The following is a 25,295-nucleotide window of genomic DNA, read 5'->3' as shown; positions in this document are numbered from 1 at the left end:
TTAGCCACTTTGCTGAAGGCGAGAATCCTGTGCGATCAAATCATCTAATTCTGATAAACGTTCTGCAGCTTCTGCCTCTGAGATAACTTTGTAATGGTGATTTCCGTTTGGTTCTTCATCAGCTTCATCTGCCATTGCGACCACTTCTTGAAGAGAAGTACGTTGTACAGTTCCCTTAAAGTAAGAGTCCGTGTGAAACAAGATTGCAACTGCAATTTCTTTTGCTGCCTCTGGATCTTCTCCTAATCGAATGAGCATCTTGTGTGCACGTTCTGCGCCTTTGATCGCATGGATGTCATTTTGTTTATAAAGCTCAAAGTCCCATTCTCCATTTCGATACCAAGTATAATGTCCGATATCGTGTAGAAGTGCAGCTTTTGTAGCTAAATCTGCATTAACTCCCTTCTGGCAGGCAAGGTCGTAAGCCTTTTGAGCGACTGTAACCGCATGAGCTAGTCCAGCTCTTTTCAAGTACTTTCTAGCAAATGGTAATTGAAAAATATCTGTAAGTGTAACGTTTCTCATGGTTAACTGCCTCCTCGCTATCCTAAATGTTTTTCTAAAAATCATACCATGTACTCAAAATGAACGCAACTGATACCGTTCACTAAAAAGACAAAAAAAGACTTCGTGAAATTTACTGGAAGTTCTTTCAAAGTGTTAATAAACGTCTTATAATAGAGGAGGCATAACAATAAAGGAGAGAGAAGCTGTGCGTATTTTCAAAGTTGGGTTGAGAAACCTAGTGGCAACGGTTTTGATTTTTTCTGTTATTGGGCAACCAGCTCTCGCAGAAGAATCAGCTCTAGAAGCTAAAGATCATGATGGAATCAAAGTTGAAGGGAAAGTGTTGAAGCTTCCAGATACACTTCCTCGATTCGTGTATGATTCAGGATTAAGTTTTGAATATCCTGATGCTGTAAGAGGTATTTATCTTACAGGACATTCAGCCGGTGGAGCAAAATTCGATAAGCTGATCGATTTTGTGAATTCGACCGAATTGAATTCGATGGTTATCGATATTAAAGATGATTTTGGTAATCTTACATATGAACCAAAGGAAGATTCTCCACTAGCTAAGTTGGATATCGGCAAACCTTTCATGAAAGAACCGCGTAAGGTACTTGAAGAGCTAGAGAAGAATGAAATCTATCCGATTGCTAGAGTAGTAGTTTTTAAAGATAGTGTACTAGCAGAAGCACGTCCGGAGCTCTCCTATAAAGATGGTAACGCTATTTGGAAGAATGGAAGAGGAGAAGCATTCGTAAACCCATTCAGTAAAGAGGTATGGGATTACAATGTGGAGATCGCGATCGAAGCTGCGAAAATGGGCTTTAAGGAAATTCAGTTTGATTATGTTCGATTCCCTGAAGGGTTCGAAAAGCGTGACACTTCTCTTACGTACACAATGGGCGATTACAAAGATCTCGAAATGGAAAACGTTCAGAAACGAGTTGCTGCAGTTACAGACTTCGTAGCATACGCAAACTCTAAGCTAGAGCCTTATGGAGTGGATGTGTCTGTCGATATCTTTGGCTATTCTGCAACGATTCCAGAAGCGCCTGGCATTGGGCAAAACTTCTCGAAGATCTCTGAGAACGTTGACGTAATCTCATCCATGATCTATCCGAGTCATTGGGGTCCATACTTCGGTATTTCTAAACCGGACCTAGAGCCATTCAAGCTCATCGATGAGTATGCTCAAGTGGAGAATAAAGTGCTAGCTGCATTAGACACACCACCTACGAGCAGACCATGGATTCAAGACTTCACTGCGAGTTACCTTGGAAGCGGAAATTACTTAAATTATGGTAAAGCTGAAGTAGAAGCACAAATAAAAGCACTTAAAAAGAACAATATCAACGAATTCTTGCTTTGGAATGCAGGAAACACGTATACGAATAACGTTGATTACACACCATAAAAACAAGACCGCCTCACATTGGCGGTCTTGTTTCATTTTAAAGGTTATCTCGTTCGATTCCGCGCCAGGTGCTCTTACTTTTATTCAGGTGCTGACTGAATGATTTGCTTTGTTTAGAAAAGTTTGTTCCGAATGCATGCATGATGACGGCGAGGAAGGCGGTTAATCCAATAATGGACAAAGCGAACAATGTGAACTCTACCAAAAGAGGCATTTCAATCCCTCCAAGTCCCGTTTCTATCAGTTTAGCGAATGTTTAGTTTTTTGAAAAGAGGGAATATTATTGTTTGCAAGCCCTGTCAAGTCTCAGCCACAACTGTATAAATATGTTATACTAATAGTGATCAATTTACTAAAAGGAGTAGATCAATGAACTGGTATGAGAAATTGAAGCAATATTTTCCAATTCAAGAAATGAAATCAAAGGAACATATGGACCTGTTGCTTGAAGAAAAAAGCGACACTTACATCAAGGATGAGGGGCCAAATCACGTACTAATGTATGCCAACTTGCCAGATTTCATCTTTGTGGATTATATCTTTGTTTCCGGTGATGCCAGAGGTCAGGGACTTGGGAAAAAGCTGATCAATGGATTAAAAGAAAAGAAGAAGCCGATTATTCTAGAAGTTGAACCTGTAGATTACGAAGATACCGATACAGAGAAAAGACAGCGCTTTTATAAACGTGAAGGATTTAAACACGCTAAATCGATCGGTTACCGGAGACGTTCACTCGCAACAAACGAAATTAATGAAATGGAAATACTGTACTGGTCACCTGAAGAAGCAGGTGAGAAAGAAATATTTGAAGCGATGAAGCATACGTACCAAGAAATTCATACTTATAAGGACAAGCAATTATACGGCGAATCGTACATGCCAGTAGATGAAGTACTAAGTTTGAAAGTTGACAAAGAGCTTGTAGAGGACTGAGAAGACTGTTTTTCAACGAGGAGGAAGCTTCTATGAAAAACCGGGATAAGAAAAAGAAAAAGAAGCGTGAGATGCTTAAGGATATGTTGAAAAAACGTGTGAATAAATGGAATCCACGTCCTGCAAAGTCACCTGCCTCAAATACAAAAACGTCTGCATAAAAAGAAAGGACCGAAAAGCTAAGTGCTTTCGGTCTTTTTTCATAGAAGTGAGCGAGAATCACTCAGAGTTAACACCTATTTTCCCTCGAATGTATTACCATCTTGTAGCTGAATGATTGCTGTCATTAAACAAGGAAGGTTTGTAAAATTTATAATTTTTAACAAAAATTCACTTTATTCATTTTTGAAATTATCGATGTAAGCTCTTGTATTACAGAACAGGGTTCAAAAATACTTTCAAAAATAGATTGAGAAGTAGTAAAAGATTCTTGTTTATCTTGAGAGGTAAATTGTTGCTTTTCGCTTCCTGTAATATTTTCCATTTATTTTACTAATCCTAAGGATTAATAAAATAAACTCCTTGATGAACTACATTTTTGACATTTACAATTTTTGTAGCATGGATCATAACTCTTATCGGAACAATTTCTGCACTTCTTCTTATCATTGTTATCAGAGCAACAAAAGCAAAAGAACTTAGTTCCAGATATAAAACCTCTGCATGTTCCAGCAGAATCTCCTTCACATCTAATAGAAATTCTTTTGATATCGTCTGTAAAAATATTGTAATCTGTATTTAAAGGAATGACACGTTCAATTATTTCTCCACTATCAAATTCAAGTATTGCAGTCATAATGCAAGGAGGACTAGTGTTGCTATTAATTCTTAACTGATATTCACCTTTAGTAGATGAAAGGTCTTCATAATATATTCTTGTAGTACCATCACAGGGTTGAATGATATTAGAAAAAATACCTGTTTGATTATTTAAACAAGATTGCTGATTATCACAATTAACATTAACTTTTGTATTACCCATTTTAACGCCACCTATTTAGTTTAGTTACATCCACAGTCTGTTTGAACCATATTTTGATTTTCAATATTGTCTGCATTAATAATAAAGCGAAACTGCATCAAAGCTCGTTCTTTAAAAAATTGAGTCTCTTGCACCAATGTCTCATTGAATCTAGACATTATTGCTCTCTTTAAAACATCTATATAAAACTTATTTTCCTTTAAAATTCTCTGTTCAATTAGAGGGATAATTTCTTGAAGTTTATTTTCACTATCTAATAGATAAATTAAGTCAGACATATTATTTTCCTCTAAATAGTTCAGTAGACGAATTCTTAAGAATGTATCTTCCATATCAGAAAACCCCCTTTTCATACTATAAACTAGTAATTATAGAATATTCTAATCATAAAAATTGTTTTTGATTGGACTTGAGTGCAAAACTGGGGTTGAGAGTTTGATATTTAGAGATAAAGAATTGAACACCAAAAAAGGAAAGCCACCCGGCTTTCCTTTTTTATTATTCTGCTATTTCTCGCTTTTTATCAATACGTTTTTGTTTTCTCATATCGATCAAGTAATAAACGACAGGTATGAAAATCAATGTAATAAATGTTGCAACAGTTAATCCAAATACGATGACGATCGCCATTGGTTGTTGAATCTCAGTACCTTCTCCAAATCCAAGAGAGAGTGGTACGAGACCAAGTATCGTTGTGAGAGCCGTCATTAGAATCGGTCGTAGTCGAACAGGACCAGCTTCTAGGATAGCTGACTTCGTGTCCATCCCAGTTGCGCGCAGCTGGTTGATGTAATCCACTAGTACGATCGCGTTGTTTACGACGATCCCGGTTAATATCAGCATTCCGACGAGTGAACCGACTCCAAGGGGCTGGAACGTAATGAGCAAGCCTACGATGATTCCAATTGCCGTTAAAGGAACGGAGAACATGATGATAAATGGGTAAAGGAATGATTCAAACTGACCTGCCATTACCATATAGACGAGCAAAATGGCGAGCGCTAGTGCCCCTGAAAGCTTGAAGAAAGCATCGTTCATCTGTTCGTCCTGTCCACCAAAGGTAATTTTGTACGCATTGCTTGGAAGAGGCACGTCTTCGACTAGCTTCTCCCGGATCTCGTCTGTTACGGTCCCTAGATCTCGGTTTAGGAGGCTTGCCGTTATCTCGACCTGGCGTAACCGATCACTTCGAGTAATTTCAGATGGGCCCAATCCTCGCTTGATCTCAGCCACTGCAGATAAAGGAATCTTTTGCCCTGTTTGCGTTTCGATCAATAAGCTCGAAAGCGAATCTAGAGAATCGGTATACTTTTCTTCTACCGTTAACCGGATATCAAGCTGTTTTCCATCTCTTGCAAGGTTACTTGCTACTAACCCTTGAGTTGCGTTCGAAATGGCAGTTGAGATTTGAGTGCTTCCTACACCATAGCTCGCCGCTTTTTCGCGATCGATCAAGATTTGTACTTCAGGGTTGTTCGACTCGATACTAGAGGTAGGCTCCCTGACGCCGTCAACTTCTGAGATACTCTTGACGACATCTTCTGATAGTTCTTTCAAGACATCTAGGTCTGGTCCGATGATGTTGATCGCGATCGGATCCGCATTGAAACCAGAATCACTTGCCGAAACCATAATTTCTGCGTTCGGAATGTCTTTCAGCTGAGTTCGAATCTTTTCAGCAACCTCGAGGTCAGACGAGTTTCGTTCACTGATCGGGACGAGCAATACACTGTATGTGGCCCGGTTCGTTTGGCTGCCTGCGCCTACGCTGAAATTATCTGTACCACCAGCTGTAAGGTATGAAAGATTTACTTCTGGTATTTCTTCTAATACGTTATCGATTTCTTCTGTCACATTGGTTGTCGCATCTAATGAACTTCCTGCTGGTAGTTTTGCAGAAATATTCACGAAGCTCTGGTCTTGAGCAGGTAAGAATTCTGTGCCGATAAACGGTGTTCCTGCAGTAGATAAGACCAATAAGCCAATCGTTAACCCAACAGTTTTCTTTGGATGCCTTAGAGATTTATCTAACAAGCGTTTGTACCATCCGTTCAATCGTTCGAATCTCAGTTGAAACCCTGATTTTGATGAGTTTCGGTTCATTAAGAGAGACGATAGTAACGGTACGATGATCAATGCTGTAAACAACGACGCAAGAAGAGAGAACGTCACTGCGAGTGCTAATGGCTTAAAGAGCTGCGCTGCTAGGCCAGTAACGAATACGATCGGTAAAAATACGACAACAGTGGTGGTCGTTGATGCTATGATCGCACTTCCTACTTCTTTCGTACCTTCTACAGCTGCATCTTTTATCGATTTTCCTTCTTGCCTTAACCTGTAAATATTCTCGAGTATGACGATCGAGTTATCCACCATCATACCGACCCCAAGGGCTAATCCACCGAGTGTAAGTAAGTTGATCGTTTGACCTGAAAAATACATCAAGATGAATGCGCCTACGATGGAGATTGGAATCGAGAGGCCGATGATCAGCGTGCTTCGTATGTTTCTTAAGAAGAGATAGAGCACAGCTGCTGCAAGAATACTCCCGATGATGATGTTCCAAACAACGGCGCGAATGGATTGATTAATAAATTTTGCCTGGTCAAAAACGGTCTTGATCTCCATATCAGAAGGAAGGGAAGGCTCGATTTCCTCTATCTTTTCATTGATCTGACTAACAACTTGAACCGTGTTAGAGCCAGACTGTTTCTGTATGGAAAAGCCTATCGCTGGTTCTCCGTTTAAATAGCTTTCCTGTGCGGAAGGCTTCATTGTTTCTTCAATCGTTACGAGTTGATTCAATTTGACCGGACCACTTTCAGTTGGGACCGATAAATTTTTCAAGTCATCGACCGATTCAAATTCCCCGGTGACCCGAAGCGGCAGGTTCTTATTCTCAGTTTCGATCGAGCCACTCGGGATATTCAGGTTTTCTGACCCGATGAGCTGTTGAAGGTTCGTTAGCGTAACGCCATATTGACTGAGTCTGTCTGGATCAGCTGTAAGACGAATTTCTTTTTCTAACTGCCCTTCTATCGTAACGGCTGCAACGCCAGGTACGGAATCGAGTGCAGGCTTAATCTGATCTTCAATCGTTTGTTTGATATCGGTTAGTTCTTCTTCAGATCCTGCAACACCTAACTGCATGATAGGGATGTCACTAGGATTGAACCGTAACACTTTCGGAATCGGAACATCTGAAGGAAGAGAGTCCCGGACAGCATCGATTTGCTCACGCATATTGAGGGTGGCAAAATCCATATCTGTCCCCCATTCAAACGAGACCAATATCAATGCGCCGCCGTTTCGGGAGATGGATGAGATGCTTTCAACGTTTGGAAGCGTACCCATCACGTTTTCTAAAGGAGATGCGAGTAGGTTTTCTACTTCTTCAGGTCCTGCGCCTTCATATGTAACCGTTACGGCTGCAACGGGGAAAGTTAAATCCGGAAAAAGGTCAACAGGCATATTTCGTAAGGAAACCGTACCGATGATGAGAATGAAAACGATGACCATTCCCATAGCGATCGGACGAAAAACAGAAAGTTTAGCAATATTCATTTCGTTTCAACTCAATTCTGTACCTGTATTTCAGATGATTCGGATAGACGGTCTTTACCATTCGTAACGACATCATCTTCAGTTGTTAGCCCATCTGTTATTTGGATAGCCTCATTAGATTCTGCACCTAATTTGACCGAAACTTTTTTCACTTTCTTTCCTTGTGAGACAAAGACGTAGGTGTCGTCTTCTCCATATACAATCGATTCTTTTGGTACGACCAGCGCATCTTCGACCACATCCGTTTTAATAAAAGCCGTTGCTTTCATGCCGCCTTTGATTTTATTGTCTTTGTTTTCAAGTTCGATATCGATCACAAACGAGCCGGTTTGTTCATTTGCTGTCGGTGGAATTTCGCTAAGTTCTCCAGAAAAGGAACCATCGATTCCATCGAAAGTAATGGAGACTTTCTGCCCTTTAGAAAGTTTGCTGATTTGAAAGCTGTTTACTTGAAATGATGCCACGACCGGGTCCATATTGACCACGACAGCGAGTGGAGAGTTAGGGACTGCAGTGGCATTTTCCTCTGCGTTGATTTGAGAGATAACGCCTGTGATCGGTGACTCGATCGTTGTGGCATTAAGAACATCTCTAGCCTGGTTCAGACTTGCGCGTGTTTCGGCAAGCTGAGACTCGAGCTGAGTGACGTTTCCAGCCGACATAGACGGGAGAGAGGCTGCAGCTTGCGATAGCTCCGCTTGCTTAATCGCGACTTCTAAACTTTCTTTCAAAACGTCTGAAGCAGTTACTTCTTCCGTATCGATTTGGTTAAGTAGCGTTTGAGATCGCTCTAACGATGCGTTCAATTCTTCTTGCATCGCTTTTAACTCTTTCGCATTTTTCTCTGCTTCACTTGATAATTGTTTTGCTTGAGCAACTGCTTTTTCAAGTTCATCGACTGCATTTGAAAGGTTGGCAACGTTTCGCCTTGCAGCTGTATCATCCAACGTTGCGATGAGATCTCCTTTTTCAACAGAACTTCCTACTTTAACGTTCAGTTCGACGATTTCTAAAGGAGAAGGAGCTACGAGTGGAATCGTAGTGCCAGGGATAGCTTGTCCTGTTAATTCGAGCTCATCAGATAATTCGGTCTTCTTAACGTCTGCAACCTCTACAGGGATCGGTTGATCCTTTGTTTCGGTACTCGTTATTTCAGGAGTGGTACATGCGCTTGTGAGTACAAGCACTCCTGCTAAATAAATCGCTTTCTTCATTATGTTCACCTCAAAAGTAGTGTCTCTTGTACGAATACTATCATGTGGAAAAGTGTGGTGCTTAAATAAAATAAAACATTTTGAAACAATTTATGTTTAGAAGGGCAACGATGGGGGAAGTAGAAGATAGAATCAGGATTACATGTATAAGAATTGTACAACTAAATTGTAACTTTTGTCATCACCCTAGTTATTTTTTTCACAGTGTAGTATAATATAAATTGTGAGAAGATAATGTTTCTAAATAAAGAATAATGTTCATTTATAGAAAGGAGCCAATCCTTATGGTAACACTCTATACATCTCCAAGCTGCACATCTTGTCGAAAAGCAAAAGCATGGCTACAGGAGCACGACATTCCATTCACAGAACGTAACATATTTGCTGAACCCCTCACGATTGAAGAGGTTAAAGAAATTCTTCGTATGACTGAGGACGGAACAGATGAAATTATATCAACTCGCTCAAAAACATTCCAGGAATTGGGCTTGAATTTAGACAACGTTTCACTTCAGGAATTGTTTGAGCTAATTAGTGAATACCCTGGATTGCTTCGTCGTCCGATCATCTTAGATGAGAAGCGTCTACAAGTGGGTTACAACGAAGATGAAATTCGTCGATTCCTTCCACGTAAAGTTCGTACATTTCAACTTCAAGAAGCTACACAGCGTCTTGTAAATTAATAAAAACTTCTACAGGAGATTCCTGTAGAAGTTTTTTTAGTTACGAACTGTTTTGTTAGCTTTCCTTTTATAATACCATCCTCCGATGATAATTATTAATAAGAATAACCAGTGGGTAGGATATTCTAATGACGGGTACGTGTAATAAAATGCTTTGAGTTCAGGAGCATTCGTTAGCATTTTTCCTGCAGTTAATGCGAGTATCCCTGCTCCAACGTAAATGAGAAAAGGGAAGCGGTTTAGTGCATGTAGAATCATTCTGCTCCCCCATACGATGATGGGGATAGAGATCAGTAAGCCGAAGACGACCAGATACAGCTTTCCGTGGGCTGCTCCTGCAATAGCGAGAACATTATCAAGCCCCATGATCAGGTCAGCAATGACAATCGTCCTGATCGCACCCCAGAAGGAAAACTTAGAATCGATCGTTTCTGTACTCTCATCATCCTTCAGAAGCTTGAGTGATATCAGAAGTAAGAACAGACTTCCGATGATCAACAAGTAAGGAAGAGTCAATAAATAGACGGCAACAATGGTTAGTGCTATTCTTAGACCTACAGCGAGTGCTGTACCGATTAAAATCGCTTTACCTCTGTTGGATTCAGGCAAATTTCGACAGGCAAGAGCAATGACGACTGCATTATCACCTCCGAGTACGATATCGATACCGATAATGAACAAAATCGAAGTGATGATTTCTGTTTCGAACAATGGCGCCAACTCCCGGATTTAGTTAAATTTTACAATCATGACAGGAGCATACAGGGGCAAGCTATACACATAAATATTTATATCGTGTATATGCTGTAATATGAGTGAAAAACAAACGTTTTTTTATTTCCATTCTTTGAAGTTTTATCATAGAATGGTATTACAAGAGAAAAGCGGTTTGGTTTAATCGCTTGAGGGAATGAAACAATAAGGAGTATCCCAGAGGGAATAGCCTTCCGGTTAAACAAACAGGAGGGAGAGAAAACGGATGGAAATAGAACGAGTCAACGCTAATACATTAAAATTCTTTATCACGTATAGGGACATTGAAAATAGAGGATTTGATCGAGAAGAAATTTGGTACGATCGAGAAAGAGGAGAAGAGCTGTTCTGGGAAATGATGGATGAAGCGCATCAACGAGAGCAATTTTCACTGGAAGGTCCGCTCTGGATACAAGTACAGGCCTTAGAAAAAGGTTTGGAAATCATCGTTACACGTGCGCAGATGTCTAACGACGGCTCTAAACTTGAATTACCGATCTCTGAAGATAAACAATTGGATCTTCCAATCGATGAGAATATTGATAAAATTTTAGACGACAAATTCACGATTCAAAGTAGTCATGAGACAGAGGAAGCAGAACAGCTTGAAGAAGAAGAACTCACCTTCACAATTGGATTTAAAGATTTTGAAGATGTTATCTCTTTAGCTCATGGATTTGATGCAGATGGAGTTGAAAACGGGCTGTACAATTTCGAAGACAGATATTACCTCCACGTTGTTTTTGACGAAGCATTGAGCGAAGATGATCAGGATAACCGCTTGAGCCAGTTGTTAGAGTACGGATATGAGTCAGATCTAACAGTTCACAGGATGCAAGAATACGGTAAGGAAATTCTCTCTGAACAGGCTCTTGAACAGCTCCGTGTTCACTTCCCACTCTTATAAACCATTGCCGATTTCAATAGGAAATCGGCTTTTTTTATTTTTATAAAAAGAGGAAAATTGTGAGAGAGAAGAGAATACTATCGCATCTAATTAAAATCGAGGTGAACAGATGTTAAAAGCTGTATCAAGCGTTGGATCAATCTTGAATTTTGCTGAGAATAAAGAGGGGTTAGATTCTCTGATAAAGCTTCGTAAGACTACTGACTTTTACTGCCCAAGTTGTAATGGATCAGTCGTCATGAGACTCGGTCAGAAAAAAGTTTGGCATTTTGCCCACCGTGCCCATGCCCCTTGTGTTGATCCGTGGGAGGTTGAGTCTAGCTATCATCTTTCGGGCAAAGAGCAGCTTTACCGCTGGTTAAGAAATGAGCACGCTGACGTTGAAGTAGAAACATACTTATCAGAGCCTAGAAAACGGCCAGATCTCTTTTTAAAGTCACGTAATCTTGCTATCGAATACCAATGCTCTCCCATAGAAGAAACACTCTTACAGCACCGCTCAGACAGTTATTATCAAAGTGGGCTCGACGTATGGTGGATCTTAGGTAAGAGTCGGCTCAGAAGTAAGTATCCTTTTATCCACTCGGTAAGTTCCATGGAGTGGGCAGCTGTTAAACTGATAAACCATACACCAGTTCTCTTTTATTACTGTCCATTTGAAAAACTATTTTCCCTCGTTGCACCCCAGTATAGTTTGACCCCTACAAAAATCGTTTGTACTTCACACGTAATCTCTCTTGAAACCACTTCGATCACTTCTCTTTTTCAGCCTCACGTAACAACACTCTCTCACTCTCACCTCAATTGGATCTGGCTTAAACAAAAACGAATCTGGCGAATGAATCCTCATGGCGAAAAAAGTTATGCCTATTTTTATATGAGGAAACTTTTATACAAAAAAGGAGGGACACTCAGACTGTTCCCTTCAGAAGCAGGCATCCCCTCATCCTCAAATTATTGGATCGAAACCCCAGCGTATTTATGGCAATCTTGGATTTCGTTAGTTTTCCTTCAAAACCTACGTCCCAAATCAACGTTTACACTTCATCATCTTTCTACTTCCTTTAAAGAACTCATTTCTCGTGGCATTATCAAAGTACGAACCCAATCATTCGAAGAAGGGATCGAACTCTCTTTAAGAGGTTACCTCTCGCAACTCATCACGTTATCCGTCCTCAAAAAAAGAGGAGATCGGTATGAAAAAATACATCAACCCGCCATGCATCATTCTGTCGAAATCGCTTTAAAATCAGATGAAAGAGTACTTTCAAATCTTAGCTAACATGCGAGTATTGTCGAGCGAAAATGTAAGAATAATAAGAGAAATATGATAGGATAATTAATGTATATGAAAATATGATGGAGGTGTCTGATAGATGGAGAACAAAACAAAAAATGCATTACCAAAACGTGAAGATATTCCGGTAGAAGATACGTGGGATTTAGAAGCGATTTATGAGAATGATCAGAAATGGGAAGAAGAATTCAAAGAAATTAAAGCGCTAATCCCTGAGATGGAAACGTATAAAGGGAAACTGAGCGAATCAGCTGATACGCTTTATGCTGGACTACAAAAGCAAGATGAAATTACCAAAAAACTAGGAAAGCTTTTTACATACGCACACATGAGATACGACCAGGATACGACAAACTCAACGTATCAAGGTTTGAATGATCGAGCATCAAATCTTGCGACACAAGTCAGCAGCGCGCTTGCGTTCGTAGTACCAGAAATCTTAAGTATCCCTGAGAAGGAAATCGAAACTTATTTGAAAGAAAACAAAGATCTTCAGTTGTATGCTCAAGCACTCGACGAAATTAACCGTCAGCGTCCACATGTTCTTTCAAAAGAAGAAGAAGCGATTCTCGCTGGCATTAGTGATGTTACGAATAGTTCGAGCAACACGTTCGGGATGTTAAACAATGCTGATATGAAATTCCCTACGATTGAAGATGAGAACGGTGATGAGGTTGAAGTCACTCATGGTAGATTGATCCGTTTCCTTGAAAGCAGTGACCGTAGAGTAAGGAAGGATGCCTTTAAAGCCGTCTATGATACGTATGATAAATTTAAAAACACATTCGCGAGTACGCTGAGTGGAACGGTCAAGCGTGATAACTACTATGCATCCGTTCGTAACTACGATTCTGCTCGTCAAGCAGCACTCGACAATAACAATATTCCTGAAGAAGTGTATGATAATCTCGTCAAAACCGTAAATAGTCGCTTAGATTTGTTGCATCGTTACGTAGATATTCGTAAAAAAGCGTTAGGATTAGATGAACTTCATATGTATGATCTCTATACACCTTTAGTTCCAGATGTAAAGATGGAAGTGAAGTATGAGGAAGCGAAGGATTATATTCTAAAGGGATTAACGCCACTAGGCGAAGAATATGAAAACATCTTAAAAGAAGGATTTGAAAATCGCTGGGTAGACGTTCAAGAAAACGTTGGGAAGCGCAGCGGAGCGTATTCATCAGGCAGCTATGGTACGCGACCATATATTTTGATGAACTGGCAAGATAACGTGAACAATCTTTTCACGCTTGCACATGAGTTTGGTCATTCCGTACACTCTTATTACACGAGAGAGAACCAGCCATATCCATACGCTAATTATTCGATCTTTGTAGCAGAAGTGGCGTCGACGACGAATGAATCTCTTCTGAATGACTACTTATTAAAAAATACAACAGATAAGCAAGAAAAGCTGTATTTGTTAAATCATTATCTTGAAGGATTCCGTGGAACTGTGTTCCGTCAAACGATGTTTGCTGAATTCGAGCACATGATCCATAAGAAAGCTCAAGAAGGCGAGCCATTGACTCCAGACCTGCTTTCAAAGTTGTATTATGAGTTGAACAAAAAGTATTTCGGTGAAAACCTAGTGATCGATGAAGATATTGCACTTGAATGGGCAAGGATCCCACATTTCTACTACAACTATTATGTATTCCAATATGCCACAGGATTTAGTGCAGCGGCATCCTTATCAAAGCAAATCCTTGATGAAGGCGAGCCAGCTGTTTCACGCTATATTGACTTCTTAAAAGCGGGAAGCTCTGACTATCCGATCGAAGTATTGAAAAAAGCTGGTGTAGATATGACATCATCAAAACCGATCAGCGACGCTTTAGATGTGTTTGAATCCATCCTAGATGAAATGGAAAACCTGCTCTTCTCATAACAATGCAAACCCGCCTAACTACAGGCGGGTTTTTGCTTGTTCAAAAATCTAGTGTATTATGGTCTGTCTTTCTATGGATGAACTCCGTTAATCATATGAAGGAAGAGTTATTCACTTCACAAAATTAATTTCAAATCGAATGAAACATTTGAATCTATTGTGAAAAAAAGGTTTTTCTTTCCGGCTTCTTTAGGAGGTTTACGCTTCCAATAAAATTTATATTAGGATTGGAGCGGAAGGATACTCGACTCCTGTGGGATCAGCAGGACAGGTGAGACCCCACAGGCGAAGCCGAGGAGGCTCACTTCCCGCCCCGCGGAAAGCGAGTATCCTGGAGCGGAAATCCCCACTTTATCAGTACTAAACCCGCCTAACTACAGGCGGGTTTTTTAGTGAAAGCCTTTAAATTGGTTGCGCTTGTTGAACATGCTTACTGTAAATAAAATTGAGAAGAACAGAAGAAGAATCCCTACGATAGAAGGGATGAACTTAAGAAGCCCCATTAAAAAAACTCCAAAACTCAAAGCCACTAGTATCAGACCGAATAGTACAGTATAAGACATACTTTCTCCTCCTCAATAAAATAAATATGAAACCTTTTTGTTTTTAGACCGTAAAAAAGGAACGGGGGAATTTTCCCCGTTCCTTAAGATTGAGAAGTCGATCGCCAGAAGCAACCATGTTTCACTGGTACTTGTGCGGCTTTTTGTTTCAGTGCGAGTTTTTTCATTTCGGCATTTGCTTCTTCAAGGCTCAAATCATAAACAACTGCAACCTCTTTCGTTGCAACGAACTGATAACGCTGCAAGAAATGTTCGATGGAAGGTAGAGGCTCAGGTTCCGGTTCTTTTTTCAGCATTTCATGTAAAATGCTAACGTACACTTCGTAATCGTAAAGACCCGTAATCTTCAGCCCTTCTTCTTCAATGTTTTCGTTAAAGAAAACGAGCGTTGGAAGTTCATTCACTTCCATTTCAGCTGATATCTTCAAGTCACATTGAAAGGCTCTGATCGATGCTTGAGAGTGGAGGTCTTTTTTAAACTCTTCCACATCTAGGCCAGTATCTTTAGCTGCATTGACGAGGTTCTCTTCTTTCGTCATGTTCTGCTTTTCGATGAAGAGAAGTTCTCTCATTTTACGAAGGAATCGAAGACCCTGCAGCTTTCCTTGAAGCTCTGCTGCTTTGATCGCGATCGAAGCGATGTAAGGTGTATCGATCGGATCCTCAAACCAGAGGTCCCCATCGCATGACATGCCAGATCGTGTAGCAGTGCGCTCCCAGCGTTTCGCAACATCTGCGTGGGTTTTAATGCCTTCTGTTTTCCTTTTAAAGGAATTGAACGTTTCAACATTACCACCCACAAGGTGCCTTATTCGAAATGTATGTCCATATTCAAGATGGAGCTTTTTTATGACGGGTTCAAGACCCCAGCAATCAGGGCATAACGGATCGACGAAAGAGTAGATCTCGATCGGCTTGCTTTTCTGGGATAGCGTTGAACAAGTGTCGGTATCTCCGTTTGGATTGTAAGAATCGCAAAAGGAACCTGTCTCTTTCGGTGTCAATTCGATTCTCCTTTCTCTTCCGGATTACCCGTGTTGACCATATGGTGGGCTGTGAATGTAAGTCTGTTTAATAAATGTTCTTTAAGTTCAATCTCTAATTCAACTTCGTCCATAGCATCTTCCATACAAGTTAGCCAGGCTGTAGCTCGTTCTGGTGTGATTTCAAATGGTAGATGTCTTGCTCTTAACATAGGATGCCCATGTTCTTCAGAATATAGAGGAGGACCTCCTAGAAATTGTGTTAAAAATTGTTTTTGCTTTCGTGCTGTCTCGTCCAAGTCAGCAGGAAAGATCGGTTTAAGTTTCGGATGTTGTGAAACTCTGTTATAGAACGCGTTCACAAGTTCATCTAACTTTGAACGTCCAATTAAATCATACATGTTTTGTTTCATATTGCTCTTCCCCTTTGGAAATTAGAACCTTATTACAGTTTTATTTTAGCAACCTCTATATGTAACAGCAAATAATCTGGTTTGCAATGATTCCCATAAAAAAACAGAAGCGCTACAGTTGCTTCTGTTTTTCAATGAAGAATCGCTGTATTTTGTTCTTAGCTTTTCTAATTTCAATTCCATGTTTATCTAATAATTGGTAGAAAGCACGTTCTCCTTCTTCAAAGTCGGTCACTTCAAATTCCAATTCGTAATCTTCACATCCAAGATATTCACTGTGATCTAGAACGAGGAGGCCAGTAGGAAGCTTCACTTCTGCACGATGAGTCGTTAATGACCCGAGATGGAAAAGGTTTTCAGCAAGACCGAGCTTCGCTACTTGTTGGTACACGTCTCCGTTTGGTAATTGTCCAGTTTCTTTGATCGATTGGAATGTTTCTTCAGTGATATTTTGATGTGTCTCTAATAATCCCTGTTGTGCTGGCTCTTTCAAGGTAAGTACAAGCCTATTTTTCTTTTTCCTTACACGTAGGGCTGCGCCTTTGTCCCGAAGAATAAATTGATCAGAATCAAAGTAATCGTTTGTTTGTGTATTTATATCGTCATGTGATAGCTCATAAGAAGCTAATAATGCGTCATATTCTTCTTCAGTTAGCATATTTTTAAATTCGATCTCGATTTCTTGAGCCATTTGTTGAGCCTCCATTAAGGAAATATCTTATCTATCGAAATTATGTCATAAGTAGGTTTTTAGGACAACACAACTGAAATCACCCCATTCAATATGATAAACTATATGGTGGTACATATAGCATTTGCAAGGAAGGAGAGGTATTTGTGGCATTACAATACCAGGTAACAAGAGGAGAAATGAACGAGGAGAATACAATCTTTTATATCGATGAGAAAGTGGATCTAACTAGTTATTCTGCAACTGGGAATATGCTTGTAGATTCAGACAACCTCTCATTTGTTTATCTACTTGATGGTGATGAAGGGTATACATATATTCGTTTTAACAAGGACGTGTGGTCTTCTTTAAAAGGCATTCTAGATAAAGGTTTACCTGTTTTGCTAGTCGATGAGACAGGGGATAAGCTCGAGCTTGTCGAAATAAAAGAAGAGCTCGCTTATTTAGTTGAGAATATCAAAGGGAATTCTAACTATGGAAATGAAATGAATGAAGCTGTTGAGAGCGTATTTCTAACAGCTACTTCATAGATATTGTCGTTGGTGGTGGTAGGATGAATTGGGAAGAGTTTTTGGCGCCATATAAGCAGGCTGTAAACGAGCTGAAGGTGAAGCTTAAAGGCATCAGAGATCAGTTTGAAAAGGCGGATGATCATACGCCTGTAGAATTTGTTACAGGAAGAGTAAAGCCGATTCCAAGTATTATGGATAAAGCGAAAAGAAAAGATATTCCAACGAATAAGCTACAGGAAGAGATGCATGATATCGCTGGGTTACGCGTGATGTGTCAGTTCGTTGAAGATATTAACCGTGTGATTCAGCATTTACGCAACAGAAAAGATTTTGAAATCGTTGAAGAGCGTGATTATGTAACGAATCAAAAAGAGAGCGGGTACCGCTCTTATCATGTCGTTGTCCGTTACCCTGTTCAAACGATTCACGGTGAACAGATGCTTCTCGTTGAAATTCAGATCCGTACGCTCGCAATGAACTTTTGGGCAACGATCGAGCACTCCCTTAACTACAAATATAATAAGAAGATTCCGAGCAACATCCAAAGGCGACTTCAACGAGCAGCAGAAGCCGCCTCAAGGTTAGATGATGAAATGTCGGAGATTAGGGGAGAAATAAAAGAAGCCCAAAAAGTGTTTATGCAAAAGAAAGAAAAGGAAGAGAAAGAAAACTAAAGTAGATGAGGTGCCGAAAGTGAAATTTGCTATAAAGTCGAAAGGGGATCAAACGTCGAATCAGCTACAGCAGCGCATAAAGAACTATTTGCGTGATTTTGATCTAGAGTACGATGAAGCAGAACCAGATATCGTGATCTCTGTTGGTGGCGATGGTACGTTGCTGCATGCTTTTCATCATTATCAAGATCGATTGGACGATACCGCATTTGTCGGTGTACATACTGGACACCTTGGGTTTTATGCAGATTGGGTGCCTGAGGAAGTTGAGAAACTTGTGATTCATATTGCGAGGACGCCATTCCAAATCGTTGAATACCCTCTTCTTGAAGTAACGGTTCGTTACCTTGATAGCTCGAAAGAAAATAGGTATCTCGCTTTGAACGAATGTACGGTAAAAAGCGTCGAGGGCTCACTAGTAATGAATGTTGATATCAAAGGTGATCTTTTTGAAACATTTAGAGGAGACGGCCTTTGTATTTCTACTCCTTCAGGGAGCACAGCTTATAACAAAGCGCTTGGTGGAGCGATTATTCATCCAGCCCTGCCGTCGATTCAGCTCTCCGAGATGGCATCGATCAATAATCGGGTATTTCGAACGGTTGGCTCACCGCTCGTTTTGCCGCAGCATCACACTTGTTTATTAAGACCTGTTAATGACGTGGATTTTCAGATTACGGTCGACCACCTTTTCTTACTTCAAAAAGATGTCAAATCGATTCAATATCGTGTTGCAGAAGAAAAGATCCGGTTTGCTAGGTTTAGACCTTTCCCATTCTGGAAGCGCGTGAAGGAATCGTTCGTCGATGATGAATAAGTACAGAAGCAGTCCAGTTCATCTGAAGAGCTGGACTGCTTTTCTATCTAGTAAAGGAGGTGGTGCATCATGAGCGGCTTACAGTTTAACTGGAAGGTAGAAGAACGCAACGACGGAACTTTAGTGAGAGAATTTTTGTTAAGAGAGAAAAGCCTTTCAAGAAGTATGCTGACGGATATTAAGTTTAAAGGTGGCAGCATTCGGGTGAACGGAGAAATTAGGAATGTTCGGACGACTTTGCATACAGGAGATCTCGTTTCATTAACGTTTCCAGAAGAAAAGGTTAGTGAGACTATGAAGCCTATCGAGATGAATTTAAGGATTACGTTTGAAGATGACCATTTCTTACTTATCAATAAGCCGTCAAACCTGCCTACGATTCCATCTAGGCATTCAGAAAGCTCCCTTGCTCAAGGTGTACTCGCTTACTATCAAAAGCATGATTTAAACAGAACCGTACACGCGGTCAATCGACTCGATCGTGACACATCCGGTCTCGTTCTCTTTGCAAAACATCGCTACGCGCACGACCTGCTTTCGCGACAACAAAAAAACAAAACGATGAAGCGAACGTATTATGCAATCATTCATGGGGTTATTGAACAAAAAGAGGGTGTGATCGATCAACCGATTGGTCGAAAAGAAGGCAGCATCATCGAGAGGGCTGTAAGAGAGGGTGGACAGAAAGCCGTTACTCACTATCGAACGATTCGAGCGAGTTCTACCAAAAGCCTCCTTGAAATCAAGTTATTAACCGGAAGGACACATCAAATCCGAGTCCACTTGTCTTCGATCGGTCATCCTTTATTAGGAGATGATCTTTACGGCGGAGAAAAAGGAGAGATAAACCGACAAGCTCTTCATAGTAAGAGCATTGCGTTCTATCACCCCTTTCTTGAAAAAACACTTACGTTTACTGCTGAATTGGAAGAAGATATGAGAAATGTTATGGAAATGCGCGGAACTTCTCTTTAACAAGTGGTAAGGAAGAAGGAACGGAAACGGTTGTGAGTTCAGGATATTGAAGTGCTGTTAACTTACCTCCAAACACGCAACCTGTATCGATATTGACGGTTCTGTTGATCCGTCGTGGCTCCTCGACAGGCGTATGACCATACACGATGAGAGGGGAAGCCTTGTAAGTAGCTGCCCAATCTCTTCTTACAGGCATGCCGTTCGCGTGGGTTTCTCCCGTCACATCTCCATATAAGACAAAGGTTTTAACCTTCTTTCCTGATTGGCCGATATACTTTTCTGGCAGCCCTGCGTGCGCGACAATGAGACTTCCATTATCGAGTGTTAAATAGAGAGGAGACTCTTCATAGAGAGTAGTAAACTTGTCGATGATGTCTTCTCTCTTTGCACTTGATAGCTGTGAAAGTTCCTCTACGGTTGTTTCTAACCCATGCTTTTGCTGGACGTTTCTACCGATCATGTAGCGGTAGAGCTTATTACAATGATTGCCGGGGCAATAATAGGCTTCTCGTTTTTCAACGAGCTTTGCAACGACTTCAATAACGTTTAGGGATTGTGGACCTCTATCCGTAAGGTCTCCGAGGAAGACAAGCTTTCTGTTTTCAGGATGAATAGGGGTCTCGTTTTTCCATTCGTAGCCTAACTGATGAGTAAGGGATACGAATTCATCATAACAGCCGTGTATGTCACCAATAATATCGAACATTGTACTTCCTCCTTTATGCGATTATCCATTCCCTACTTTCATGGTTCACATTCTTGAAAGTGATGTAAAAATAACCTGCCGCTTGGGCAGGTTATTCAAACATGTATGTTTTTGTTCGTGATCTAACGTTCAATACAAGTCCAACTGCAATCATATATGTGAGCAAGGCACTTCCTCCGTAACTTACAAAAGGAAGAGGGATTCCAGTAATCGGTAATAATCGTACGGTCATACCGATGTTTTGAAATACTTGGAAAGTCAACATACCGATTACACCGGCACATAAATAGCTACCGAACGATTCATTGCTTTCTAATGCAGTATGAATCATGCGGTAAATGAGAAGGAAGAAGATCGAGATGGTGATACTCGCTCCAATGAAACCAAACTCTTCACCGATCACTGCAAAAATGAAGTCGGTATGGGCTTCAGGGAAGTAGACGGTACCATCTGCATAGCCTTTTCCTTCAAGCTTTCCTGACCCGATGGCTAGGATTGCTTTCGTTGCTTGATAGCCTGCATCCGTATATTCTTCTGGTGCGAGCCAGCCATAAAAACGGGCAAGCTGGTATTCATCTAGAATGTAACTTTTGAAAAAGGTTGGGAATTTAAAGAATGTGAATACTACTGCAGCAATACCTGCAACTCCCGTTAGCGTGAGCAATGCGAGCAAACGCCATCGAACGCCTGATACGAGCGTAATACTTACGACGATCGCGGTAAAAACCATCGCGGTACCTAGATCGGGCTGTTTCATAACGATCGCAAGTGGAAGAGCAGCGATCGCAAAGATTTTACCTAGTAAGATCAAATCGGTTTGAATCGTTTTTTCTCCGTATTTTTCATGGTGCTTCACGACAGAAGAACTGATTGTGATGATCATAAAGATCTTCATAAACTCTGATGGCTGCACGCTTCCAAGCCCAGGTAATACGAACCAACTTTTTGCTCCGTTTCGAATTGGGGCAATCTGATAGCTTCCTATGTATTCTGGCATGATCATGAGCAGTAGTAAAAGGAAAATACCGAAACCGTAAAGGTACCACGAGAGCTGTTTGAAGCGATCAAAGTCGATGACCATCGTGAGTGATAATACAAACGTTCCAATGAAATACCAAGTTAGCTGTTTTCCAGCGAAGTTTACGTTTTTTAACTCTCCAGGAAGTGAAGCTTGTGCAGAATAAATGGCAACTGTACTGACACACATCAGTAAAAAGATAAAGAACAGAAGCGTATAATCGATCTGCTGCCAAGGTGTTTGATTGTCATTGTTCATGATATAATCCTTTCTAAAGAAAAGCGTTGGAGACGTGCTCAAAGCACATCACCTATCTTATCTGAAAAAACTCTTTTTGCAAATCTGAAAAAGGAATTTGTTTTGACAAAATTACTATGTTCCGACTAAGATAGGAAGGTAATTTTACTTATTATATTATAAATGAGATTGTACGCTACTTAAAGAAATAAACAAGACCTCACATGCAATTTATGTCTATTTTATTACGATAACGCATGACGCGCTTAGTAAAGAGTAGGAAGGAGGGAGTGCTTGGTGGCACATCCAGAACAAGAGATCCAACTTATTTACGATGCCCTTATCGAATCTTTATCTGAAGAAAAAATAGAGGCATTTCGTGACCTATTTCTCGATATACATCCTTATGACCAGGCAAAATTCTTCCTTACTGTTGAAGAAGACGTTCGACTATTGGTATATACGTATTTGTCTCCAAAAGAAATGGCAGAGATCTTTCAAAACTTTGAAATAGAAGAGCAGGAAGATTTTATTTCTGAAATGGAACCTCCATATGCTGCTGAAATGCTTGCTGAGATGTATGCCGATGATGCTGTTGACGTCTTGAACGAGCTTAACCCAGAACAGATTGCAAGTTATTTAACAATCATGGACGATGATGCAGCTGACGAGATCAAAGAACTGCTTCATTATGAAGAGAAGACTGCCGGAAGTATCATGACGACTGAATTTGTGTCGATACGAGCTCACCAAACGGTGAAACGTGCGATGCAAATTCTTAGACGTGAAGCCCCCGAGGCAGAAACCATCTACTATGTATTCGTAGTGGACCAGCAAAAAAGGCTGGTAGGCGTCATATCTTTAAGAGATTTGATCATAGCTGAAGAAGATGTCCTGATCGAAGACATCATGAATGAACGTGTTGTATCGATTTCAGTTGGAGAAGACCAGGAAGAAGCGGCTAGGTTGATGAGAGATTATGACTTCCTGGCGCTACCCGTACTGGATTTTCAACAGCACCTACTTGGAATCATCACGCACGATGATATCGTTGATGTTATTGAAGAAGAAGCTTCAGAAGACTACTCCAAGCTTGCCGCAATCTCAGACGATGGGACGCTTGATCGAAACCCATTTGCTTCAGCACGAAAACGATTGCCCTGGCTCGTTATCTTATTGTTTCTTGGTATGATGACCGCTAGTTTAATCGGACAATTTGAAGAAACCCTCGATAAAGTGGCTCTCCTTGCCGTATTTATCCCGTTGATCGCAGGGATGGCGGGAAATACAGGTACACAGGCACTAGCAGTTGTCGTCCGAGGGATTGCAACAGGGGATTTTGAAGAACATAGTAAATGGAACTTAATTTTACGAGAAGCTGGTACAGGATTAATAACGGGAGCAACATGCGGGATCCTTGTGACAATTATTATTTTCTTATGGCAAGGAACCTTTTTTCTTGGAATTTTAGTTGGATTTTCGCTATTATGTACTCTGATAGTCGCAACGCTTGCAGGTGCGCTTGTACCACTACTTATGCATAAATTAAACATTGACCCTGCAGTGGCCTCAGGGCCGTTCATTACGACGATCAACGATATTATCAGTATTCTCATCTACTTTGGTATGGCTACTGCATTTATGAGCTATCTCATTTAGTAGGATATCGTTGGGGTTTGAAGGAGGAAAGACATGGAACACGGCGCATCAGTATCATCCTTAGTTATTGTAGTTGTTATTGCATTTTTAATTCCATTCATTCTACACAGATTTAAGTTGAACATTCTTCCTGTGGTAGTAGCTGAGATTATCGCTGGTATCATTATCGGGCAGAGTGGATTCAATTTGGTCGAAGCTGATACCTGGCTAGACACACTTTCAACGCTTGGGTTCATCTTTTTAATGTTCCTAAGTGGACTTGAGATCGATTTCTCTGTGTTTGCCAGTAAAAAGAAGAAAGTGAAGCTGCCGACTGGAAAAATCGAACCGAACCGTGTTCTGGTTTCATTCATCGTCTTCGTCTTCGTATTTCTTGTGTCGTATGGATTATCCATATTATTCGTCGTACTCGGCTATACAGACAATGCCTTTTTCATGACGTTAATCATCTCGACGATCTCACTTGGCGTCGTTGTGCCAACATTAAAAGATGCAAATGTGCTTAAAACGAGTATCGGACAAACGATTCTTTTGATAGCTGTTATCGCTGACCTTGCTACGATGATCTTGTTAGCGATCTTTGTTTCTCTTCATTCAGGTGGAGAAGGAAACATGTGGCTCTTGTTAGTTCTTTTTGGAGCGGGTATCCTTCTGTATTTCATGGGTGCTTATTTCAGACATCTTTCCTTTATTGAAACGATGTCAAAAGGGACGATACAGATTGGTACGAGAGCAGTATTTACACTGATCATCGTACTTGTTGGTATTTCAGAAACGGTTGGAGCGGAAAATATCCTTGGTGCATTCTTGGCAGGAGCGCTCGTATCGCTTCTATCACCAAATACAGAACTTGTACAAAAGCTCGACTCATTTGGATATGGCTTTTTGATCCCGATCTTCTTTGTGATGGTAGGGGTCGAGCTAGATGTTTGGTCATTGTTCCAAGACCCTAGAGTACTTGTCTTGATTCCATTACTATTGCTTGCACTATTTATTTCAAAGCTAGTTCCAGTATTAGTGCTAAAAAGATGGTATGACATCAAAACGGTCCTCGGAAGTGGAATTCTATTAACGTCAACGCTTTCTCTCGTGATCGCAGCAGCAGAAATCGGGGAACGAATCGATATCATCGATGAACAATTGTCATCTGCTTTGATATTAGTAGCCGTCATCAGCTGTATCGTTGCACCGATCTTGTTTAGGAAAGTAATGCCGAAACCTGAAGAACGATCCAACGCTAAAAAGCTTGCGATTATTGGTGCAAACCAGATCACGCTACCGATTTCCTTAGAGCTGAATCCTGCGAATTACCAAACGTCGATTTATCATACGAAGCAAGAGAAGGTTGACTCAGATAAGCAAAGTAGTCACTTCAGCGTTACTGAACTTTCTGATTATCGAATCGATACGCTCCGAAACAGTGAAGTATTCGATGCAGATATCCTATTGATTTCAACAGGTGACGATGAAACGAACGCAGATATCGCTGTATTCGCTAGAGAGTATGGAACTGAACGTGTCATTGCGAGAATTGAATTAACTGAAGTCGCTGATCAATTACGTGATCTGAACATCGATGTGTTCTCAGTATTCTTCTCTACAAAAGCGTTACTCAAAGCTCTGATCGAATCACCTGGAGTCGTAAATATCTTCACTAAAGAAGAAAATGCGCTCTACCAGATCAATATGAACAATGTTGAATATAACGGCGTGCCACTCCGCAACTTCCCTTACTTAGGAGATACGATCATCGTTCGTATTTTCCGCGGTAAAGACTCGATCGTACCACACGGAGACACGGAACTACGGATTGGTGATCGTTTGATCGTAACAGGTAGCAGTGAGAGTGTAGAAGAAGTAAGAACATTATTGAGTTATTAGGAAAGGCTCCCGGCA

The 25,295-nt window shown here is 40.6% G+C and carries 27 protein-coding genes; 13 read left to right on the top strand and 14 right to left on the bottom strand.

The annotated features are described in order from the left end of the window. A complete protein-coding gene (locus ACXAEY_RS12810) occupies positions 1-525 on the bottom strand; it encodes an HD domain-containing protein (protein ID WP_474812366.1) in 525 nt (174 codons plus the stop codon). Between the two features lie 193 nt (positions 526-718). On the opposite strand from ACXAEY_RS12810, the gene ACXAEY_RS12805 reads away from it, so the two are divergent. Next, positions 719-1,924, top strand: a complete 1,206-nt coding sequence (locus ACXAEY_RS12805) for a putative glycoside hydrolase (protein ID WP_474814815.1) — start codon at positions 719-721, stop codon at positions 1,922-1,924. 37 nt (positions 1,925-1,961) lie between these two features. Here ACXAEY_RS12805 and ACXAEY_RS12800 read toward each other — a convergent pair whose 3' ends face one another. Further along, on the bottom strand, positions 1,962-2,138 hold the full coding sequence (locus ACXAEY_RS12800) for a hypothetical protein (RefSeq protein WP_474812364.1): 177 nt from the start codon (positions 2,136-2,138) through the stop codon (positions 1,962-1,964). Positions 2,139-2,293: 155 nt separating this feature from the next. On the opposite strand from ACXAEY_RS12800, the gene ACXAEY_RS12795 reads away from it, so the two are divergent. Next, positions 2,294-2,857 carry a GNAT family N-acetyltransferase gene (locus tag ACXAEY_RS12795; RefSeq protein ID WP_474812362.1) on the top strand — a complete coding sequence of 188 codons (564 nt, stop codon included), beginning with the start codon at positions 2,294-2,296 and terminating at the stop codon, positions 2,855-2,857. Positions 2,858-2,889: 32 nt separating this feature from the next. After that, the gene (locus ACXAEY_RS12790; protein WP_270181639.1) at positions 2,890-3,018 is read left to right on the top strand and encodes a hypothetical protein; all 129 of its coding nucleotides are present in this window, start codon (positions 2,890-2,892) and stop codon (positions 3,016-3,018) included. A 158-nt stretch (positions 3,019-3,176) separates the two neighbouring features. Here the strand turns inward: ACXAEY_RS12790 and ACXAEY_RS12785 are convergent, their stop codons facing one another. From ACXAEY_RS12785 to ACXAEY_RS12765, 5 genes are all read right to left on the bottom strand, one after another. Beyond that, on the bottom strand, positions 3,177-3,341 hold the full coding sequence (locus ACXAEY_RS12785) for a hypothetical protein (RefSeq protein ID WP_474812360.1): 165 nt from the start codon (positions 3,339-3,341) through the stop codon (positions 3,177-3,179). 21 nt (positions 3,342-3,362) lie between these two features. Further along, entirely contained in the window at positions 3,363-3,839 is a 477-nt protein-coding gene (locus ACXAEY_RS12780; RefSeq protein WP_474812359.1) for a hypothetical protein, read from the bottom strand. A gap of 20 nt (positions 3,840-3,859) precedes the next feature. Continuing rightward, positions 3,860-4,171 (bottom strand): hypothetical protein, encoded by a 312-nt coding sequence (locus tag ACXAEY_RS12775; RefSeq protein ID WP_474812356.1) that lies wholly within the window; start codon positions 4,169-4,171, stop codon positions 3,860-3,862. 166 nt (positions 4,172-4,337) lie between these two features. Next, on the bottom strand, positions 4,338-7,403 hold the full coding sequence (locus tag ACXAEY_RS12770; protein ID WP_474812354.1) for an efflux RND transporter permease subunit: 3,066 nt from the start codon (positions 7,401-7,403) through the stop codon (positions 4,338-4,340). An 11-nt stretch (positions 7,404-7,414) separates the two neighbouring features. Beyond that, on the bottom strand, positions 7,415-8,617 hold the full coding sequence (locus tag ACXAEY_RS12765; RefSeq protein WP_474812352.1) for an efflux RND transporter periplasmic adaptor subunit: 1,203 nt from the start codon (positions 8,615-8,617) through the stop codon (positions 7,415-7,417). A gap of 284 nt (positions 8,618-8,901) precedes the next feature. Between ACXAEY_RS12765 and spxA the strand changes: the two genes are divergently transcribed. After that, positions 8,902-9,300, top strand: a complete 399-nt coding sequence (gene spxA, locus ACXAEY_RS12760) for a transcriptional regulator SpxA (protein WP_474812350.1) — start codon at positions 8,902-8,904, stop codon at positions 9,298-9,300. Positions 9,301-9,336: 36 nt separating this feature from the next. Here spxA and ACXAEY_RS12755 read toward each other — a convergent pair whose 3' ends face one another. Next, the gene (locus ACXAEY_RS12755; protein ID WP_333489742.1) at positions 9,337-10,011 is read right to left on the bottom strand and encodes a TerC family protein; all 675 of its coding nucleotides are present in this window, start codon (positions 10,009-10,011) and stop codon (positions 9,337-9,339) included. A 268-nt stretch (positions 10,012-10,279) separates the two neighbouring features. Here ACXAEY_RS12755 and mecA point away from each other — a divergent pair, with 268 nt between their 5' ends. The 3 genes from mecA (at position 10,280) to pepF (ending at position 14,151) form a co-directional block, all read left to right on the top strand. Then, complete coding sequence (gene mecA / locus ACXAEY_RS12750; RefSeq protein ID WP_270181643.1) at positions 10,280-10,960, top strand: adaptor protein MecA; 681 nt, start codon at positions 10,280-10,282, stop codon at positions 10,958-10,960. A 109-nt stretch (positions 10,961-11,069) separates the two neighbouring features. Next, positions 11,070-12,242, top strand: a complete 1,173-nt coding sequence (locus ACXAEY_RS12745; protein ID WP_474812347.1) for a competence protein CoiA — start codon at positions 11,070-11,072, stop codon at positions 12,240-12,242. 94 nt (positions 12,243-12,336) lie between these two features. Then, complete coding sequence (gene pepF / locus ACXAEY_RS12740; RefSeq protein ID WP_474812345.1) at positions 12,337-14,151, top strand: oligoendopeptidase F; 1,815 nt, start codon at positions 12,337-12,339, stop codon at positions 14,149-14,151. Between the two features lie 389 nt (positions 14,152-14,540). On the opposite strand, the gene ACXAEY_RS12735 is transcribed toward pepF, so the two are convergent. The 4 genes from ACXAEY_RS12735 to ACXAEY_RS12720 form a co-directional block, all read right to left on the bottom strand. Further along, positions 14,541-14,714: a hypothetical protein gene (locus ACXAEY_RS12735; RefSeq protein WP_270181646.1), complete on the bottom strand. Its 174-nt coding sequence runs from the start codon at positions 14,712-14,714 to the stop codon at positions 14,541-14,543. Between the two features lie 83 nt (positions 14,715-14,797). Next, positions 14,798-15,625 (bottom strand): ClpXP adapter SpxH family protein, encoded by an 828-nt coding sequence (locus ACXAEY_RS12730; RefSeq protein ID WP_270182048.1) that lies wholly within the window; start codon positions 15,623-15,625, stop codon positions 14,798-14,800. A gap of 89 nt (positions 15,626-15,714) precedes the next feature. Further along, positions 15,715-16,110 (bottom strand): globin domain-containing protein, encoded by a 396-nt coding sequence (locus ACXAEY_RS12725; RefSeq protein ID WP_270181647.1) that lies wholly within the window; start codon positions 16,108-16,110, stop codon positions 15,715-15,717. Positions 16,111-16,222: 112 nt separating this feature from the next. Next, complete coding sequence (locus tag ACXAEY_RS12720; RefSeq protein ID WP_474812343.1) at positions 16,223-16,801, bottom strand: CYTH domain-containing protein; 579 nt, start codon at positions 16,799-16,801, stop codon at positions 16,223-16,225. A 146-nt stretch (positions 16,802-16,947) separates the two neighbouring features. On the opposite strand from ACXAEY_RS12720, the gene ACXAEY_RS12715 reads away from it, so the two are divergent. The 4 genes from ACXAEY_RS12715 to ACXAEY_RS12700 all read left to right on the top strand — a co-directional run bounded on the left by ACXAEY_RS12715 (position 16,948) and on the right by ACXAEY_RS12700 (position 19,779). Further along, positions 16,948-17,331, top strand: coding sequence for a UPF0738 family protein (locus ACXAEY_RS12715; protein ID WP_474812341.1), 384 nt, complete (start codon positions 16,948-16,950; stop codon positions 17,329-17,331). 23 nt (positions 17,332-17,354) lie between these two features. Further along, complete coding sequence (yjbM, locus tag ACXAEY_RS12710; RefSeq protein ID WP_270181650.1) at positions 17,355-17,987, top strand: GTP diphosphokinase; 633 nt, start codon at positions 17,355-17,357, stop codon at positions 17,985-17,987. A gap of 19 nt (positions 17,988-18,006) precedes the next feature. Continuing rightward, positions 18,007-18,804, top strand: a complete 798-nt coding sequence (locus ACXAEY_RS12705; RefSeq protein WP_270181651.1) for an NAD kinase — start codon at positions 18,007-18,009, stop codon at positions 18,802-18,804. Between the two features lie 69 nt (positions 18,805-18,873). Then, entirely contained in the window at positions 18,874-19,779 is a 906-nt protein-coding gene (locus ACXAEY_RS12700; RefSeq protein WP_474812338.1) for an RluA family pseudouridine synthase, read from the top strand. Here the strand turns inward: ACXAEY_RS12700 and prpE are convergent. Together prpE and ACXAEY_RS12690 are read right to left on the bottom strand one after the other, a co-directional pair. Continuing rightward, a complete protein-coding gene (prpE, locus tag ACXAEY_RS12695) occupies positions 19,751-20,485 on the bottom strand; it encodes a bis(5'-nucleosyl)-tetraphosphatase PrpE (RefSeq protein WP_474812337.1) in 735 nt (244 codons plus the stop codon). The genes ACXAEY_RS12700 and prpE overlap by 29 nt on opposite strands. A gap of 91 nt (positions 20,486-20,576) precedes the next feature. Then, the gene (locus ACXAEY_RS12690; RefSeq protein ID WP_474812335.1) at positions 20,577-21,761 is read right to left on the bottom strand and encodes an FtsW/RodA/SpoVE family cell cycle protein; all 1,185 of its coding nucleotides are present in this window, start codon (positions 21,759-21,761) and stop codon (positions 20,577-20,579) included. A gap of 297 nt (positions 21,762-22,058) precedes the next feature. Between ACXAEY_RS12690 and mgtE the strand changes: the two genes are divergently transcribed. Further along, positions 22,059-23,399, top strand: a complete 1,341-nt coding sequence (gene mgtE / locus ACXAEY_RS12685; protein ID WP_442865185.1) for a magnesium transporter — start codon at positions 22,059-22,061, stop codon at positions 23,397-23,399. 33 nt (positions 23,400-23,432) lie between these two features. Further along, positions 23,433-25,280, top strand: a complete 1,848-nt coding sequence (locus ACXAEY_RS12680; RefSeq protein ID WP_270181656.1) for a monovalent cation:proton antiporter family protein — start codon at positions 23,433-23,435, stop codon at positions 25,278-25,280. Positions 25,281-25,295: the final 15 nt, after the last annotated feature.

This window comes from Anaerobacillus sp. ABA4_114 (assembly GCF_056159065.1).
This window is presented reverse-complemented; position numbering and strand designations above follow the sequence as displayed.

What these genes read in the sequence shown, in the direction of transcription:
- ACXAEY_RS12790 (WP_270181639.1), top strand. Translation starts at nt 2,890, where the DNA reads ATGAAAAACCGGGATAAGAAAAAGAAAAAGAAGCGTGAGATGCTTAAG.
- ACXAEY_RS12780 (WP_474812359.1), bottom strand. Translation starts at nt 3,839, where the DNA reads ATGGGTAATACAAAAGTTAATGTTAATTGTGATAATCAGCAATCTTGT.
- ACXAEY_RS12745 (WP_474812347.1), top strand. Translation starts at nt 11,070, where the DNA reads ATGTTAAAAGCTGTATCAAGCGTTGGATCAATCTTGAATTTTGCTGAG.
- ACXAEY_RS12735 (WP_270181646.1), bottom strand. Translation starts at nt 14,714, where the DNA reads ATGTCTTATACTGTACTATTCGGTCTGATACTAGTGGCTTTGAGTTTT.
- spxA (WP_474812350.1), top strand. Translation starts at nt 8,902, where the DNA reads ATGGTAACACTCTATACATCTCCAAGCTGCACATCTTGTCGAAAAGCA.
- mecA (WP_270181643.1), top strand. Translation starts at nt 10,280, where the DNA reads ATGGAAATAGAACGAGTCAACGCTAATACATTAAAATTCTTTATCACG.
- ACXAEY_RS12700 (WP_474812338.1), top strand. Translation starts at nt 18,874, where the DNA reads ATGAGCGGCTTACAGTTTAACTGGAAGGTAGAAGAACGCAACGACGGA.
- ACXAEY_RS12765 (WP_474812352.1), bottom strand. Translation starts at nt 8,617, where the DNA reads ATGAAGAAAGCGATTTATTTAGCAGGAGTGCTTGTACTCACAAGCGCA.
- prpE (WP_474812337.1), bottom strand. Translation starts at nt 20,485, where the DNA reads ATGTTCGATATTATTGGTGACATACACGGCTGTTATGATGAATTCGTA.
- ACXAEY_RS12680 (WP_270181656.1), top strand. Translation starts at nt 23,433, where the DNA reads ATGGAACACGGCGCATCAGTATCATCCTTAGTTATTGTAGTTGTTATT.
- pepF (WP_474812345.1), top strand. Translation starts at nt 12,337, where the DNA reads ATGGAGAACAAAACAAAAAATGCATTACCAAAACGTGAAGATATTCCG.
- yjbM (WP_270181650.1), top strand. Translation starts at nt 17,355, where the DNA reads ATGAATTGGGAAGAGTTTTTGGCGCCATATAAGCAGGCTGTAAACGAG.
- ACXAEY_RS12690 (WP_474812335.1), bottom strand. Translation starts at nt 21,761, where the DNA reads ATGAACAATGACAATCAAACACCTTGGCAGCAGATCGATTATACGCTT.
- ACXAEY_RS12770 (WP_474812354.1), bottom strand. Translation starts at nt 7,403, where the DNA reads ATGAATATTGCTAAACTTTCTGTTTTTCGTCCGATCGCTATGGGAATG.
- ACXAEY_RS12725 (WP_270181647.1), bottom strand. Translation starts at nt 16,110, where the DNA reads ATGAAACAAAACATGTATGATTTAATTGGACGTTCAAAGTTAGATGAA.
- ACXAEY_RS12785 (WP_474812360.1), bottom strand. Translation starts at nt 3,341, where the DNA reads ATGGAAAATATTACAGGAAGCGAAAAGCAACAATTTACCTCTCAAGAT.
- ACXAEY_RS12720 (WP_474812343.1), bottom strand. Translation starts at nt 16,801, where the DNA reads ATGGCTCAAGAAATCGAGATCGAATTTAAAAATATGCTAACTGAAGAA.
- ACXAEY_RS12800 (WP_474812364.1), bottom strand. Translation starts at nt 2,138, where the DNA reads ATGCCTCTTTTGGTAGAGTTCACATTGTTCGCTTTGTCCATTATTGGA.
- ACXAEY_RS12775 (WP_474812356.1), bottom strand. Translation starts at nt 4,171, where the DNA reads ATGGAAGATACATTCTTAAGAATTCGTCTACTGAACTATTTAGAGGAA.
- ACXAEY_RS12810 (WP_474812366.1), bottom strand. Translation starts at nt 525, where the DNA reads ATGAGAAACGTTACACTTACAGATATTTTTCAATTACCATTTGCTAGA.
- ACXAEY_RS12795 (WP_474812362.1), top strand. Translation starts at nt 2,294, where the DNA reads ATGAACTGGTATGAGAAATTGAAGCAATATTTTCCAATTCAAGAAATG.